The sequence below is a fragment of the Butyrivibrio sp. VCD2006 genome (assembly GCF_000423925.1).
Taxonomy (GTDB): Bacteria; Bacillota; Clostridia; order Lachnospirales; family Lachnospiraceae; genus Butyrivibrio.
Genome location: NZ_AUIX01000008.1, coordinates 89569 through 106509 on the forward strand (window position 1 = coordinate 89569; position 16941 = coordinate 106509).

Annotated in this window: 11 protein-coding genes; 5 read left to right on the forward strand and 6 right to left on the reverse strand. The window is 40.1% G+C overall.

Translation table 11 applies throughout. The features are described 5' to 3' along the window. Nucleotides 1-115: 115 nt before the first annotated feature. Nucleotides 116-1900 (forward strand): ABC transporter ATP-binding protein, encoded by a 1785-nt coding sequence (locus G586_RS0105280; protein WP_051204571.1) that lies wholly within the window; start codon nt 116-118, stop codon nt 1898-1900. Nucleotides 1901-1916: 16 nt separating this feature from the next. Then, nucleotides 1917-3701, forward strand: a complete 1785-nt coding sequence (locus tag G586_RS0105285; RefSeq protein WP_026526893.1) for an ABC transporter ATP-binding protein — start codon at nt 1917-1919, stop codon at nt 3699-3701. 13 nt (nt 3702-3714) lie between these two features. Here G586_RS0105285 and G586_RS0105290 read toward each other — a convergent pair whose 3' ends face one another. From G586_RS0105290 to G586_RS0105300, 3 genes are read right to left on the reverse strand one after another with little or no spacing between them, the layout of a single operon-like run. Continuing rightward, entirely contained in the window at nt 3715-4254 is a 540-nt protein-coding gene (locus tag G586_RS0105290) for a DUF308 domain-containing protein (protein WP_026526894.1), read from the reverse strand. Between the two features lie 45 nt (nt 4255-4299). Continuing rightward, nucleotides 4300-5409 carry a DUF6765 family protein gene (locus G586_RS0105295; RefSeq protein WP_026526895.1) on the reverse strand — a complete coding sequence of 370 codons (1110 nt, stop codon included), beginning with the start codon at nt 5407-5409 and terminating at the stop codon, nt 4300-4302. Nucleotides 5410-5412: 3 nt separating this feature from the next. Next, nucleotides 5413-5934: a hypothetical protein gene (locus G586_RS0105300; RefSeq protein ID WP_155834027.1), complete on the reverse strand. Its 522-nt coding sequence runs from the start codon at nt 5932-5934 to the stop codon at nt 5413-5415. 517 nt (nt 5935-6451) lie between these two features. Between G586_RS0105300 and pheS the strand changes: the two genes are divergently transcribed. Next, a complete protein-coding gene (gene pheS / locus G586_RS0105305) occupies nt 6452-7471 on the forward strand; it encodes a phenylalanine--tRNA ligase subunit alpha (RefSeq protein ID WP_026526897.1) in 1020 nt (339 codons plus the stop codon). A 220-nt stretch (nt 7472-7691) separates the two neighbouring features. Next, nucleotides 7692-10112, forward strand: a complete 2421-nt coding sequence (gene pheT / locus G586_RS0105315) for a phenylalanine--tRNA ligase subunit beta (RefSeq protein WP_026526898.1) — start codon at nt 7692-7694, stop codon at nt 10110-10112. 107 nt (nt 10113-10219) lie between these two features. Here pheT and G586_RS0105320 read toward each other — a convergent pair whose 3' ends face one another. Then, nucleotides 10220-11596: an MATE family efflux transporter gene (locus G586_RS0105320; RefSeq protein WP_026526899.1), complete on the reverse strand. Its 1377-nt coding sequence runs from the start codon at nt 11594-11596 to the stop codon at nt 10220-10222. Between the two features lie 252 nt (nt 11597-11848). Beyond that, nucleotides 11849-12718, reverse strand: coding sequence for a helix-turn-helix transcriptional regulator (locus tag G586_RS0105325; protein ID WP_026526900.1), 870 nt, complete (start codon nt 12716-12718; stop codon nt 11849-11851). Between the two features lie 285 nt (nt 12719-13003). Between G586_RS0105325 and G586_RS0105330 the strand changes: the two genes are divergently transcribed. Further along, on the forward strand, nt 13004-15421 hold the full coding sequence (locus G586_RS0105330; RefSeq protein WP_026526901.1) for a glycoside hydrolase family 3 N-terminal domain-containing protein: 2418 nt from the start codon (nt 13004-13006) through the stop codon (nt 15419-15421). Between the two features lie 180 nt (nt 15422-15601). Here G586_RS0105330 and G586_RS24675 read toward each other — a convergent pair whose 3' ends face one another. Continuing rightward, nucleotides 15602-16861, reverse strand: coding sequence for a helix-turn-helix domain-containing protein (locus G586_RS24675; RefSeq protein WP_051204573.1), 1260 nt, complete (start codon nt 16859-16861; stop codon nt 15602-15604). Between the last annotated feature and the right edge of the window lie 80 nt (nt 16862-16941).

Below are 16941 nucleotides of genomic sequence, written 5' to 3' on the forward strand. Positions count from 1 at the left end.
CAGGGTATATTATCTGCTGAGATTTGAAAATGACGCTTGTAATTAAAGAGTAATTTTATTCTTTATTACAAGCGTTTTAATTTGATATCGAAACACTTAATGAGGAGAAATTATTATGAAAGATAGTTTGCTTGAATTGAAATTCCCCAGAACAAGGCTGCAGTGGCTTTGGGATAATATGGAAGGTTATAGGGCACTTTATGTGCTGGTAATAATCGGGACTGTTGTTTATAACATGATGCAGCTTACTGTGCCATATTTTTCATCTCAAATAGTAGATAGGTTTTTATCGGGAAGCGAAGCCAGAGAGTACTATGTGCTTCACAGGAGTGAATTTTACGGACTGGTAACCATGATGATAACTTTTACTATTGCCCGCTGTATAATCGTTTATTTTGACTGCCTTGGATATGAAAAGGTATCTCAGGGTGTTCTTTTCAGAGTCAGAAATTATCTCTATGACAAAATACAGAGACAGGACATGAAGTTTTACAGCACCTATAGAACAGGTGACCTTATGACCAGAGTGACAGGTGATCTTGATGCTGTAAGGCATATGGTTGCATGGGTTGTCAGAATGGTTGTGGAGGCAGTATCTCTTATAACAGCAACCGGAATCTATTTCTTTATAATGAACTGGAAAATGGCGATCTGTCTTATGATAGTTGCACCGCTGATCCTTTTTATAATTCTGAAATTCAAGATGGAAGTTGCGCCTATGCATGCGCTTCTAAGAGAAAAGCTTGCCGGAATGAATACCATGGCGCAGGAAAATATCTCCGGTAACAGAGTTGTTAAAGCATTCGCCAGAGAGGATTATGAAATAGAAAACTTTGATGAATGCAATAAGGATTTCAGGGATACCAATAAAAGAACAGCTTATACCTGGCTTAGATATTTTCCGATAATCGAAACTACTGCAAATATGCTTCCGGTAATACTTCTTCTGATAGGTGGTCTTTTCCTCATTGCAGGGCAGATGACAATGGGAGAGTTTGTGGCTTTTTCCGGTCTTACCTGGGCTATAGCAAATCCTATGAGACAGCTTGGAAACATTATGAATGAATTTCAGAGGTTTTCGGCCGCATCAATAAAGGTTATGGAAATCTACTACTCTGAACCCGAGATTGTTGACAGCGTCGATTGTGTGGATATGCCTGAGAGATTTGAGGGAAGAATCGAGTTTAAAAATGTCTCCTTCCAGTACTCGGATGGAAAGCTTCCGGTTGTTAAAAATATCTCCTTTGAGGCAAAGCCCGGTCAGACTATAGCGATCATGGGAGAGACGGGCTGCGGTAAAACATCACTGATCCATCTGATACCGAGATTCTATGAACCTACAAATGGGCAGATTCTCGTAGATGGTGTAGATGTAAGTAAAATCAAGCTCCATCAGTTAAGAGGTAATATTGGCCTTGCAACGCAGGATGTTCTTCTGTATTCGGATACGATTGACGGAAATATAGCTTATGGTGATCAGAATATCACCAGGGATGAAGTTATACGATTTGCGAAATATTCTCAGGCTGCCGACTTTATAGCAAAAATGCCTGAGGGATATGAAACGATTGTTGGAGAGAGAGGTGTAGGACTTTCAGGAGGACAGAAGCAGAGAATATCTCTTGCAAGAGCTCTTGCTGTCAGACCTTCGATTCTTATACTTGATGACACAACCTCGGCTGTTGATCTTGAGACTGAAAAAGCAATTCAGGAAAGCCTTAAGGATCTGGATTTTGAATGCACAAAGATAATAATTGCACAAAGAATATCAACTACTAAAGATGCGGATCAGATTCTCATTATGCAGAACGGCGAGATCACAGAACGCGGAACACATGAAGAGCTTATAAGACAGGGCGGATATTACGCAGAACTAGTAAAGCTTCAGGTGGGTGCCTGATTTGGAGGTATAAAAAATGGCTAGAAATACATATAAACAGGATGAATTACTTGAAGAGCCTTTTGATATAAAACATCTTTTAAGGGCCTCGGGATATATTAAAAAGCATGCAGGGAAAATGGCAATTGCATTGACTATTTCAGCTATAGGAGGAATCACGGGACTTGTCAGCCCGATTCTTTTCCAAAAGGCTCTCGATGTAGCAATACCAAACGGCGATAAAATGCTTCTATTCGGACTGGCGGGAGCAATGGCCTTTTTCTATATATTGAGCATACTTTTTGCAACGATAAGATCATATCTTATGGTAAATGTATCTCAGGACATTATTTACAGCATAAGAAAGGATTTGTTCGAACATTTGCAACTGTTGCCTTTTCAGTATTATGATGACAGACCGCATGGAAAAATACTTGTAAGAGTTGTTAACTATGTAAACTCTGTTTCGGATATGCTCAGTAACGGACTGATCAACCTGATTCTTGAGTTTTTGAATCTGATTTTTATAGTTGCATTTATGCTTTATGTTGATGTACAGCTCAGCCTTGTTGTTCTTGCCGGAGTTCCTATTCTCATGTTCTTTATGTTCTGGATAAAAAACAAACAGAGAGTTGCCTGGCAGATGGTTTCCAACAAGAATTCAAATTTGAATGCATATCTTCAGGAAAATATTGTAGGAGCCAGAATTACTCAGATATTTGCAAGAGAGAATGAAAATGCGGAGATATTTAAGGAGCTCTCGGATGACTGCAGAAAGACCTGGATGAGAGCGATAGAATACAGCACTCTTGTGTGGCCCGGAATAGATACAATTTCTGTATTTGTAAGCGCTGCTATATATGTTTTCGGAATAGCTATGTTTACTAACGGACATCAGACTCTTGGTACCATAATTGCAATTTCAAATTATGCATCAAGATTCTGGCAGCCTATTATGAACCTTGGAAATATATTCAACAATTTTATAAATAATATTGCATATTTGGAGAGAATTTTTGAGACAATAGATGAGCCGATTGAAGTTGCTGATGCTCCTGATTGTATTAAGATGCCTGCTATGAAAGGCGATGTTGAGTTTAAGAATGTGAGCTTTTCATATGAAGAAGGAAAGGAGATACTTCACGATGTTTCGTTTACTGTGAAAAAGGGCGAGAGCGTTGCTCTTGTTGGACCTACCGGTGCAGGAAAGAGTACGATAGTAAGTTTGATTTCCAGATTCTACAATGTAGATAGCGGACAGGTTCTGATTGACGGGCAGGATATTTCAAAGGTTTCCCTTAAATCTCTTCGCGAGCAGATGGGAATAATGCTTCAGGACAGCTTTATCTTTTCCGGAACGATCGAAGACAATATTAGATACGGCAAGCTTGATGCGACTGTAGATGAGATTAAGATGGCAAGCAAAACTGTCTGCGCTGATGATTTTATAAGCACGATGTCAAAGGGGTATCAGACAGAGGTAAAGGAGAGAGGAGCACTTTTATCTCAGGGACAAAAGCAGCTTATTTCCTTTGCAAGAACATTGTTGTCTGATCCTGCAATATTGGTTCTTGATGAAGCAACCTCAAGTATAGATGTGCAAACTGAAAAAGCACTGCAAAAGGGACTTAATGCAATGCTTAAAGGCAGAACAAGCTTTATTATTGCCCACAGACTATCAACGATCGTTGGCTGCGATAAAATAATGTACATAAATGATGGTGGTATTACTGAATGTGGTACGCATGAAGAACTTATGGCAAAAAAAGGAGATTATTATAAGCTTTACACAGCTCAAATTGTGGATGCAGCCATAGCATGACTTGTCATGTCATTTAATAAATCTGCTGACCTGCAAGGTAACTATCCTTTCTAAGGGCACTTCCTATGCGCATGATTGCGGAATAGAATAAACCGATGGAGTAGACTATTATCGCAGTGTGTGTTTTCTTAATCAGAATTATGCAAAGAGCGGCGAGTAAAATATCAAAAAGACCATGAAAGAATTTTGCTCGCCAGGCAGCACCATATCGATGATTTTCAAGAGCTCTTAAGATTTCGACAAGTCCGGCAAATGCATGGATAACGATTAGATAAATAAGTACATAAACTCTGGGTATATCACTTATTGAGGCAGTAAGATATCCAAAATCCGTAAATATGAATCCTTTGTACAGGATGTATTTTCCGCCAACCATATGTCTTGCCATAGTAAAAAAGTAAAAAAGAGTTCCGATTCCGTAAAACAAAAGCCATATACCAAGGATGGTAACAACCACTGTATAACCGTCTTCCGGATCGAGAATAAATATTATACTTCCCAGAATCATTATGATTGAAAAAGCAATGCTTCTTAATCTTTGAAATTTTGTCATAGCAAAGTACCTTTTAAATTTTGTTATGTTTTTTGGAACAGATCTCTATAAGCCAAAAAGCTTTTTGGCTGACGGAATTCCTGTAAGGGGATTTCCTGAATCTGAAATACTGCTGCTTACCATGTGCTTATGAGATATAGCAGCCTTAATGAATCTACCAAGGAAAGTTGAGTTTTTCTCACTGTTTTTTGCACTTAAGTATTCGGATTCATATTTGTTCATGTCATAGTCGGGAATGTCCTTACATGAAAGCTCCTCTCCGAAGGCTTTCCAATCAGCGGAAGCATTTAACTGCCGCTTTGTCAGGATTTGATTTATTCTGTCCGAATATTTTTCAACAGCTTCTCTGTCATAATGATTAAGCTTAAAGGTTCCTATGGACCCACCTAAGTATTTCATGGCATGGATCATCTGGCAAAATGCATTCATATAATCTGATGGATTATCCTTTATGACCTCGTTGTAATTATCCCAGGCAGGCATATATTTATACCTTGCAAAGCTGTAGTCCGGGAAATGCCCGGCTCTTCCATGTCCAAGGTTCATAACGGATGTCTCGGATCCCTGATAAATTGTATTTGTATATAACCCCTTTTCGATATCATCCGGTTCTGATGTTTTATGTCTGAATTTTACTTCTCTTTCCCTATAATTATCGCCATCAGGTAAAAGCTCGTAAAAATAATAATTTGTATTATTTATTACAAGTGATGGCGTTCCGCAGAAGTACATATGTGCCCAAGTGTCAGCCAAAACATGCATAGCTATACCTATAGCCTGGAGGCTTTTATCCTTTGCCAGATTGACACTATCCGCCAAAAGCTGACCATTTGGATGGCAGATTAATCTGTATTTATTGAGATAACGCTTACCGGCCCATTTTTTCGTGGCAAAGATATCTCCGGGCAGAAAATGAAATGAACTCCAGATTTTGGTGATTTCCTGAATACCGATTATGTCTGTTCTTGTATCCATGAGTTCTAAGTTAAGCTGTGTTGTTGCGGCTTCAATAGGTCCATTGATTTTTGAAAGGAGAGTTGCGGTACAATTGTCTACATACTGCGCACTGTAACAGATCTCGCAGCATTCCTCGTGAGAAAAGCCTGCAAGATAAGCAGCTGCATATGTAGCATAATAATGAAAATCTTCCTGCATATGTCAAAGCCTCCTGAGCTTTCTCTTTAGAATAATAGCTGCAAAAGATGAAACTATCACGTCAATCAGTGCTAAAGAAAGCGCGATATCCACAAGAAATGAAGCTATAGTTGTGTCATAAGCGGATTTGTCAATGGCTTCCGTGAAATATAAAGAAAGACTACCTATAACACCAACCAGGGAAAAAGCAGTGAGGAACAGGTAAAAGAATTTGCGCTTTTTTCCAAGCCCCACTTTGATAGAAGAACTTCCGATTATGTAATGTATTAATAAAATAACTAAAACTATGATGAAAAAGAATATGTAATAAAGTATTTTATCCACGATCGTATATTCATAATCGCTCATTAAATAACTATTAAGATCAACGACACCAAGTGCCATTTCTTCAAATAGCTTCAGGACTGACCAAAGGCCAAAAAATAACACACCTACACCACTTATAACAAGATTGTTGTTATACTTTCGGAGTAGGCGTTCCAGGTTTTGTTTATTTACTTTGTTATTAGAATTTGTTTTACTCATACTATTATTATATAATCGCTGAGCACTTAACAATATATAGTAAAATATTAAAAAAACATAAAAAGAAATGGGCATTTGGCGGTAGGACTTTCAAGTAAAAAACAACTCCATTTTTCTTGACTTTTATGATTGTCATAGTTAAACTAATTTGCAGAGCGTTGAAGGTGTGGGGAAAACCCCGAGATGTTCTGTTTTCCTAAACAGAGAGGCAGGTCACCGGCTGAGAGCTTGTCAGGTAAAGACAGTACGGAAATTTCGCATTGGAGCTAAAAGTTAATATGAATGAGTGTCTGCTATTTTTTATGGCAGGAATCAGGGTGGTACCGCGGATTTTATTCGTCCCTTGCATCATTTGATGTGAGAGACGATTTTTTGTTTAATAGGAAATTCCTCCGAATTCCCTATTAAACAAAAAATAATTATGCGCAGCTCGCGGAGATGTAGTTTATTGCTACGCAATACCGCTCGCGCTAGAGTTTTGCAGGCAAAACTCTTTTTTTAATAGGAGGTAAAAATGATCAAAGAGCAGTTAGACAAAATCAGGGAACAGGCGCTTAAGCAGATCGAAGAGACTGAAGGTCTTGATATGCTTAACGATATTCGTGTCAATGTCCTTGGTAAAAAGGGAGAACTTACAAGTATCCTTAAGAGTATGAAGGATGTTGCGCCAGAGGACAGACCTAAGGTTGGTCAGATGGTGAATGAGGTAAGAGAAGAAATCGAGAAGAACCTTGAGTTCACAAAGAAGAAGATGGAGGCGGCTGTTCGCGAGGCTAAGCTTGCCAGCGAGACAATCGATGTTACTCTTCCTGCTAAGAAGAACAATGTAGGGCACCGTCATCCCAATACAATTACCCTTGAGGATGTCGAGAATGTCTTCATTGGAATGGGTTATGAGGTTGCTGAGGGACCTGAAGTTGAGAAGGACTACTACAACTTCGAAGCGCTTAATATTCCTGCAGATCACCCTGCTAAGGATGAACAGGATACATTCTACATTTCAGGAGACCTTCTTCTTCGTACACAGACATCTTCAACTCAGGTTCATGAGATGGAGAAGGGTAAGCTTCCTATAAAGATGATTGCTCCCGGTCGCGTTTTCAGAGCAGATGAAGTTGATGCTACTCACAGCCCCAGCTTCCACCAGATCGAGGGACTTGTAATTGATAAGGACATCACATTTGCAGACCTTAAGGGAACACTTGCTGAGTTCGCAAAAGAGATTTTCGGCGAGGATGTAAAGGTTAAGTTCCGTCCTCATCATTTCCCGTTCACAGAGCCTTCGGCTGAGATGGATGTAAGCTGCTTCAAGTGTGGCGGTAAGGGATGCCGTTTCTGTAAGGGAGAGGGTTGGATTGAAATCCTTGGCTGCGGTATGGTTCATCCTCATGTTCTTGAGATGAGCGGAATTGATCCAAACGAATACACAGGATTCGCATTCGGTCTTGGCCTTGAGAGAATCGCAGTGCTTAAATACGAAATCGATGACATGAGACTGCTTTACGAGAACGATATTAGATTCTTAGAGCAATTTTAATTAGAGCCCTCATCCGTCAGCTTCGCTGACACCTTCCCCCGGAGGGGGAAGGCAAAAGAATAAGGCCTTCCCCTTGGGAGGAAACAAAAATAAGGCCTTCCCCTTGGGAGGAAACAAAAATAAGGCCTTCCCCTTGGGAGGAAACAAAAATAAAGCCTTCCCCTTGGGGGGAAGGTGCCCGAAGGGCGGATGAGGGGATGAAATATAGGAGGAATTTACATTGGACGCAAATTTATCATGGATAAAAGCATATGTACCGGATTTAAATGCAAGTGATCAGGAGATTCTTGATGCACTTACTCTTTCCGGAACAAAGGGCGAGGGATTCCATCGCCTTGATAAAAACTTAGAGAAAATTGTTGTTGGACAGATCGATAAGATTGAGCCTCATCCGGACGCTGATAAGCTCGTTATCTGCCAGGTTAACATCGGATCGGAAAAGATCCAGATTGTTACAGGTGCCAAGAACATGAAGGAAGGCGATAAGGTTCCTGTTGTTCTTGATGGCGGTAGAGTTGCAGGAGGCCATGACGGCAGCCCGAATCCTGAAGAGGGAATCAAGATCAAAGCGGGTAAGCTTCGCGGAATCGAGAGCTATGGAATGATGTGCTCTATTGAGGAGCTTGGTTCTTCAAAGGATTTCTATCCCGATGCTCCCGAGGATGGACTTTATATCCTTCCCGAGGATACAGAGGTTGGAGCTGATGCAGTAGAGCTGCTCGGTCTTCACGATACAGTATTTGAATTTGAAGTAACCAGTAACCGTGTAGACTGCTATAGCATTCTCGGTATTGCAAGAGAAGCTGCAGCTACATTTAAGCTTCCTTTCAAGGCTCCTGAGGTTAAAGTAGAGGAGACTTCTGAGAAGGCTTCAGATTACATTTCAGTTGAGATAAAGGATGCAGATCTCTGTTCACGTTACTGTGCAAGAGTCTGCACAGACATAGAGGTTGGCCCTTCACCTGAGTGGATGCAGAGAAGACTTGCCGCTAATGGTGTAAGACCTATCAACAACATCGTTGATATCACAAACTATGTAATGCTTGAGTATGGTCAGCCCATGCACGCATTTGACCTCTCTACTATTGCAGGCAATAAGATCATCGTTCAGAGAGCTAAGGATGGCGAGAAGTTCATTACTCTTGATGGTCAGGAGAGAAACTTAGACAGCGAAGTTGTTATGATCTGTGACGGTGAGAAGGAAGTAGCTATCGGCGGTATCATGGGTGGTGAAAACTCAATGATCACTGAAGGTGTAAAGACAGTTCTCTTTGAGGCAGCTACTTTCAACGGACCCAATATCCGTAAGAGTGCTAAGAGAATCGGACTTCGTACAGATGCTTCTGGATTCTTTGAAAAGGGTCTTGATCCTAACAATGCAGAGGATGCTATAAATCGTGCTTGTCAGCTTGTTAACGAGCTTGGCTGTGGTAAGGTTACATCCGGAATGGTTGAAGCAAAGTCACCTATTAAGCCTCTTAACAGAATTAAGTTTGAGCCCGAGAGAATCAATAAGCTTCTCGGAACCGATATCGACAGGCAGACAATGCTTGATATTTTTGCAAGAGAAGAGCTTGTTTATGATGAAGCTTCTAACGAGATTATCATTCCCAGCTTCAGACAGGACCTTGTTGGATTCTGTGATATTGCTGAGGAAGTTGCAAGATTTTATGGCTATGACAAGATTCCTTCAACACTGCCTAAGAATGCACCTACAACAGGTAAACTTACCTTCAAGATGACAGTTGAGAAGACAGCAAGAGAAGTAGCTCAGTTCTGCGGATTTTCACAGGCATATGGCTATTCCTTCGAGAGTCCCAAGGTATTTGATAAGCTTCTTTTATCTGAGGATGCTCCTGAAAGAAATGCAATTAAGATTTCCAATCCTTTAGGTGAGGACTTCTCAATCATGAGAACAATTCCGCTTAACGTTATCCTTACAAGTCTTGCTACAAACTACAAGCGCAGAAATAAGGATGTTAAGCTTTATGAGATCGCAAATATCTATATCGCAAAAGAGCTTCCGCTTAAGGAGCTTCCCGATGAGAGAGCACAGTTTGTGCTTGGATTCTACGGCGAGGGCGACTTCTTTACAATGAAGGGTGCAGTAGAAGAGTTCCTCGCTCAGATCGGTATGGACAATGAACTTGAGTACAATGCTAAGGCAAGCAAGCCTTTCCTTCATCCCGGACGTCAGGCTGCTGTATCCTTCAAGGGTGATGCAATTGGATACCTTGGTGAAGTTCATCCTGAGGTACTTGATAACTATGGAATCGGTTCAAGAGCATACATTGCTGTACTTGACCTTCCTGCAATCGTTCCTCATGCAAACTACAGCCGTGTTTACACAGGAATTGCCAAGTTCCCTGCTGTAACAAGAGATATCAGTATGGTTGTTCCTTCTGCAGTAACAGCTGGAGACATCGAAAAGATGATCAAGCAGCGCGGCGGTAAGAAGCTTGAGAAGCTTGAACTCTTTGATATCTATGAGGGTTCACAGATCGAGAAGGGATTTAAGTCAATGGCATATTCACTTGCCTTCAGAGACAAGGAAAAGACCCTGGCTGATGATGAAGTAAATGCAGCAATGAAGAAGATCCTTAATGGTCTTGAAAGCCTTAATATCTCACTTAGAAGCTAATATTTAAGACAATAAAAAACTGCCACATTGGAATAAATCCGATGTGGCAGTTTTTTTGTTGATCATGTAATTTCTCGGAAACCTTATCTGGTTTTTATCCAAAACACTTATTTTATAGCCTTAGTTTTCCAACGTCCGACCTTATACATCACGAAGGTGATAAATGCACCAAGGGTCCAGGTTACAAGCATTGAAAGCTGCATCATGTAGCAGTTACCCTGAGGAAGCTCAGGTGTTTTTGTGAGGTTTACAAAGATATACGCCATAGGGACTCTCATGATTATTGATGAAAACATGGAAATCCACATGGGTGTTGTTGTATCACCGGCACCGCGCATGATTCCCGAAAGACACTGTGTGACCTCCATGGCTATATATCCGATAATAAGAATTCTCATCATATTGTAGCTTAATGTGATAAGCTCTTCTGTACTTGTAAAGATGCTCATGATGAATCTGCCGAAGATAAGAATAAGGAGTGACAAAACAGCAGATATTCCCATCGCAGCAAGGGTGCCGCTTGTGGCTCCTTTTTCAACTCTCTCCATTTTCCCGGCGCCAATGTTCTGACCTGCAAAGGTAGTCATAGCTGAGCCAAAGGAGAAGGCAGGGAGCATTACGAAGCCGTCAACTCTCATAACAATAACATTGGCTGCAATGTACTGTGCTCCAAAAGTATTGGTGAGGTTCTGTACAACTATCATTGACATTGAAAAGATTGCCTGTGTAACACCTGAAGGAAGACCAAGCTTGATAAGACTTCCCGTATAGTACTTGTCAGGGATGAGATATTCTTTCTTGAAATCAAATACATCCGACATCTGTGTGAGCTTACGCATTGATAAAAACGCTGATACGAACTGGGCGAGGACAGTCGCAAGGGCAACACCTGAAACGCCAAGTCCAAGATATGCAACAAACACAAGGTCAAGAGCAATATTGAGGACAGTGGCAACAAGAAGATATATAAGTGCCGAAACCGAATCACCAAGACCACGTAAAATACCACTCATGATGTTATAGAAGCCACCACCGAGGATACCGATAAAAATGATCCACAGGTAGCTTGTGCACCAGTCGATGATACTGTCAGGTGTGCCTAAAAGCTCCAAAATAGGCCTTGTTATAAGAGGACCTACGATCATGATAAATAGCGAAGCAATAGCTGTAAGAGTGATACTTGCTCCGATGGTTTTGGAAAGCTCTTCCCTTTTTCTGGCACCGAAGTATTGAGATACCATGATAGATGCACCTACCGCAATACCCATAAAAAGAACAAGCATGAGATTAAGGAGTGGGCCTGCACTTCCAACAGCAGCAAGAGCGTTATCACCTACAAAGCGTCCCACGATAATACTATCGGCGGTATTGTAAAGCTGCTGTGCGACATTTCCAAGCAGCATAGGAATCGTAAATTTGACTATCTGTTTAACCGGTTGTCCCTCTGTCATGTCAACAGGGGCGAAAATACTGTTTTTTTTCATAATTTCTCTCTCTGTAATGCAATGATTGGCGCAAAAATACAGCGCCTATTATGTTAATAAGCAACTCGAAAAAATCCGGAATTAACCGGAAAAATATAAATATCAATGTTTTTATCGGGATATCTAAATACAATAATCGGAATGTCTTAGATAAAATAGAATTGTAAGATATATTAAAGCATACATTTAAAGAAAAAAACAAGTGGAAAATTTATTACGCTGAAATTTCTACTTGTTTTATCATTAAAAATATTATGTTTTATTCATGTTTTTGTATTCATGCGGAGTCATGTTGTACTTATCTTTAAAATACTTAATAAAGGCACTTGTGCTTGGGAAGGATAAAAGATCCGACAGAGCAGAAACGGATATATCGGTTATTTCCAAAGCGTGGGCTGCATATTCAATTTTTATATCTCTTATGAAAACAGAAGGTCTTACGGAAAGCTCCTGCTCAAAAATCTTTGAAATATATCCTTCACTTTTTCCTGTTATGGAAGATAAATCCGACAGGGTGATCTTTTCATGCAGATGACGATAAATATATTCGCAGCATTTTTTAACGTAGAGGCCGCAGTTTCTGTATTTATAACTGCTTACCTGATATGTAAAATCGTATAGTGCGCAGTTTTGCAGATGATTTAGCTTTGAAATATCGTTTACCATAAGCCCATATTTTATATAGTTGTCACTGAGTGAATATGCGATATGGTCAGGAAGTCCGCCATCCAGGGCAGCCCTGGTGTAGAGAGTGATGCCGCTGACAAACATGCTCATTGCCTGCATGAGTGGATTCTCGGACACTTCACCGATATCATTGAATTCGCCTGGCTTATAGTGGTTTTCAGTAGGGTCCAGCTGGTTAATGAGAGAGAGGACCTTAGGCACATCACCTGTTGATATATAGTACATTATTGATTTTTCGGCAGCTCTTTTATATGAAACCGGATCGCCAAGCCCCTCTGTTTCAAAAAAGACCTGCTCCTCAAAGCCCTTAAGGATAGTGTTCCTTATTTTTTCAACGGATTTGTCCACTTTGAAACGCTTGTCATCTACTGATCTGAAGTCTTCTAATAGTAATTTGTATAAGTCTTCCGATGAACTTTGATTTCTCTTTTTCATATCTAAATTCCTCAAATACTTATTGGTAAAACTAAAGCTGATTTTAATTGCTAATACATTAGTTAAATAACTGAATTTAATTAGACCATAAGATACACTTATGGATTGCATGCAATTTTTTCAAAAAAGCAACCTAAAAAATATAAATTCATTCGATATCGTGTATAAGTATTTTACAAAAATGATATTCTGAAATCAATCGGGTATGTCTTAAAGGGGAAATCCCCTAGCAATTAAGGAATTTAAGTAGAAACAAAAAAATATATTAAAGGAGAGGTTACAAAAATGGAAAAATACGAACAGGAACATTTAGACCAGGTTCTTAAAACAGCGGCAGAGTGCACACTATTCTTGAAGAAGGATGATTCATTCCCGCTTGCTGGTCCCTGCAAAATTGCAGCTTTTGGTAATGGTGTAAGACACACAATTAAGGGCGGTACAGGATCAGGTGATGTTTACAGCAGATTTTCTGTAAATGTTGAGAAAGGACTCACTGACGCCGGCTTTGAGCTTACAACAGGAAAGTGGCTTGATGGATATGACAAGCTTCTTGAAGAAGGACATAAGAAGTTTGTTGATGGAATCAAAAAGCAGGCAGAAGAGCTTGGTGTTAATGCTTTCTTCTTATCATTTGGTATGGTTGAGCCTCAGCCGGAGCATGAACTTGCTCTTGATGGTGAAGGAGAAGCAGCTATTTATGTTCTTGCAAGAAATTCAGGAGAAGGTAATGACAGAAGACCTGAAAAAGGCGATGTATATCTTACAGATTCAGAAGTAAGAGATATTCTTGCTCTCAACAAGAAGTTTGATAAGTTCATGCTTGTGCTTAATGTAGGTGGTCCCGTTGACCTTACACCTGTTCTGGAAGTTAAGAATATTCTTGTTCTTTCACAGCTTGGTGTTGTTACCGGAAACATTCTCGCTGACATTATGCTTGGCAAGGCTAATCCTTCAGGAAAGCTTGCTACAACATGGACTAAGTGGGAAGACTACAGCCAGGTTGGTGACTTCGGAGATGCACATGACGTTAATTATAAAGAAGGCGTATATGTTGGTTACAGATATTTCGATTCTGTAGGAAAAGAGCCTCTTTTCCCGTTCGGTTTTGGTAAGTCATATACAGAGTTTGAGGTTACTCCCGGAGCTATCTCTAATAGTAAGGATGAGATCACTGTTTCCGTAAAGGTTACAAACACAGGTAAAGTTGCAGGTAAGGAAGCCGTTCAGATTTATGTTTCATGCCCTGCAGGAAAACTTGATAAGCCTGCAAAGGATCTCGCTGCATTTGTTAAAACTTCTGAGCTTAAGGCAGGTGAAAGTGAAACAGTAAAGGCAAGCTTCAAGCTTTCAGATCTCGCTTCCTATGATGAAGAAGCTGCAGCTTATATTCTCGATGAGGGCAATTATATTGTCCTTGCAGGAAACAGCAGCAGAGATGTTAAGAAGGCCGGTGTAGTAGCACTTACAGAGAAGGTTACAACTGTTAAAACCAGAAACTGCCTCGGCGATCCCGGATTTAAGGATTTTGTACCTGAATTCACAAGAGATGAGGATGTTGCCGGTCTTACAAAGATTGAGCTTAAGGCAGCTGACTTTGAGACAGTAGAAGTTGAGTATGATGTAGAGTATCCTGTTGATGATCTTATTGCAGGTCTTACTGATGAAGAGCTTGCTTACATCAATACAGGTGCATTTGATCCTACAAGAACCGGACTCGATGTTATCGGAAATGCATCACAGGCTGTTCCCGGTGCTGCAGGTGAGACCACCAGAGTACTTGAGGACAAAGGCGTTAAGAGTATGGTAATGGCTGATGGCCCTGCAGGTCTCAGACTTACCAAGGAGTATTTCGAGGATGAAAACGGAGTGCATGGTATAGGCTCCTTCGCTGATACAATGGCTGATTTCCTCTCAGATGAAGAAAAAGCTAAGATGGAAGAGATGGCTAAGCTGAATACTCCTAAGGAAGGCACTGTAATAAAAGAACAGTATGCTACAGCTATCCCGATCGGAACAGCTATTGCACAGTCATTCAACTATGATCTTGCTAAGGAATACGGTGATATTGTTGGTCAGGAAATGGAGAGATTCCATGTACACCTTTGGCTTGCACCTGCACTTAACATTCACAGAAGCATCCTTTGCGGAAGAAACTTTGAATATTATTCAGAGGATCCGGTAGTTGCAGGAATGTTTGCAGCAGCAATCACAGAGGGTGTTCAGGCTCATAAGGGTTGTGGCACAACTATTAAGCACTATGCAGCTAACAATGCTGAGTTTAACAGATACAACAGCAACAGCCATGTATCCGAGAGAGCAATGCGAGAGATTTACCTTAAGGGCTTTGGAATCTGTGTAAGAAAGTCACAGCCTAAGGCGCTTATGACATCCTACAATCTCCTGAATGGTCAGCATACATCAGAGCACAGAGGGCTTATTGAAGACGTGCTTCGCTGCGAGTATGGCTACAAGGGAATTGTAATGACTGACTGGGTTGTTGACATGCTTCAGGCTAATCCTGATAACAAGTATCGCGGAGCATTGGCAGCTGAGGTTGTTAAGGCCGGTGGCGACCTGTTCATGCCTGGCGGAAAGAAGGACTTCGATGGAATCATGGAAGGCCTTAAGGATGGATCAATCTCAAGAAAACAGATTGAGCAGAATGCAACAAGAGTATACAGAATGGCAGAAGAGTTAGTATAAGAATATTAAGAATAATATCTTTGGATGAGTAATAAAATCCGGGTTTTCTCAATTTAATCAGAATTGGGAAGCCCGGATTTTTTATAAAAATTTAAAGATTTTACCGCCATTTGGCGGTAGTGTCATATTCTATATATGCACTTTTGCGGCTTTTGCTTGGTATCAGAAGGTGCTTTAAATTTATCTGGAACTCATAAGAAGTTCGTCGCGTTTTTCTCTATATTCCTTAGGAGTCATGCCTTCCTTTTTCTTAAACAGGTTGTTGAAATAACTCTGCGAGCAGAAGTTAAGCATATTACTGATTTCCAGATAGCTAAGGTCAGTATTCCTAAGCAGCTTTTTTGCTTCGCTGATTCTGATATTTTGCATAAAATCGGTGATGGACATTCCTGTTTCTTTATTAAAGAGAGCAGATAAGTATTTTGCGGAAATATGAAGATCACCTGCCAGATCATCAAGAGTAATCTTATCAGGAAGCTTTTCGATAATTCGCTTGATGCATTTGTTGGTCATAGGTGAGTACTTATCACTTGTATGTATCTGAATCTCATGTGAGCTCTTGGCAAATGCAAGAGTCCCCCTTGTTAAAACTGAAAGGATTTTATCATAGCTTTTACTTGCCTTTAGCTGCTGCATATATTTGTAAAATCTTGCCTGGCAGAGCTTCTTGTCATTGCCACTCTCTATCGAAGCGATTTTAGCAGTGGTGAGTAGTTCGATGGCTCTGATAACACAGTCCTGATAGGACGCTTTGTTCGGGAATAATATACTCATAACCTTTTCGTCATCAAAAAGATTATAAAGCTTGTAAACACTTCCGTTTACAATAAATATAGTATATAGATCTTCAATTCTGCAGTATTCTTCATAGTTTGCCAGATCATCAAAAAGAGCTTCTTCTTCGTAAGAAGAGAGAATATCATCTGAAACATCCTTTGTACTATTACGTAATTCTTTTGAGGCGGCGTTTTCAATTCCGAAGTCAGGTGCGTTTTCCTCGAGAATATCTCTGAAAAATTCTGTTATATTCAGTAGGAATTCTTCTTTTGTAATTACAGGAAGCGCATTAGAAACGATTCGTTTCTGCTCAACGAAGAGGTTCTCTCCAAAGGATAACTTATCCCATATTTGTCCGTTTGGCTTTATTGTCATTACAGGTCCGATAATATAGGTGTTGAACTGGTGCTTGCCACCATCGGATGTAAATGAATAATACATTTCATAGGGATTATCGAAGTTAAGATATGAACCTTCAATAGAATGTGAAAGTCTGAAATCTTTTGCCATGCTCAGCATATCTTCCATAAGGTTCAGGATGGCAGAAGTAGTGAAATTGGTATAGATCAGATGGTAGTTCTGATCAAATACCCATAAAGGGATTCTGGTCTTTTTGTAATATTCTTCAAATCGCCACGCTAATAGATTTAAATTAGTCTGCATAACTTCCCCTCTGAATAAAAAAATCTCCACACTCCACGTATAAAGTTTACAGTATATTAACAAAAAATTCAAACTTATTA

Bases quoted from the DNA above. Each gene is read 5' to 3' on its own strand.
- G586_RS0105280 (WP_051204571.1), top strand. From the start codon at position 116: ATGAAAGATAGTTTGCTTGAATTGAAATTCCCCAGAACAAGGCTGCAG.
- G586_RS0105295 (WP_026526895.1), bottom strand. From the start codon at position 5,409: ATGCAGGAAGATTTTCATTATTATGCTACATATGCAGCTGCTTATCTT.
- G586_RS0105320 (WP_026526899.1), bottom strand. From the start codon at position 11,596: ATGAAAAAAAACAGTATTTTCGCCCCTGTTGACATGACAGAGGGACAA.
- G586_RS0105290 (WP_026526894.1), bottom strand. From the start codon at position 4,254: ATGACAAAATTTCAAAGATTAAGAAGCATTGCTTTTTCAATCATAATG.
- G586_RS0105285 (WP_026526893.1), top strand. From the start codon at position 1,917: ATGGCTAGAAATACATATAAACAGGATGAATTACTTGAAGAGCCTTTT.
- G586_RS24675 (WP_051204573.1), bottom strand. From the start codon at position 16,861: ATGCAGACTAATTTAAATCTATTAGCGTGGCGATTTGAAGAATATTAC.
- G586_RS0105325 (WP_026526900.1), bottom strand. From the start codon at position 12,718: ATGAAAAAGAGAAATCAAAGTTCATCGGAAGACTTATACAAATTACTA.
- G586_RS0105330 (WP_026526901.1), top strand. From the start codon at position 13,004: ATGGAAAAATACGAACAGGAACATTTAGACCAGGTTCTTAAAACAGCG.
- G586_RS0105300 (WP_155834027.1), bottom strand. From the start codon at position 5,934: ATGAGTAAAACAAATTCTAATAACAAAGTAAATAAACAAAACCTGGAA.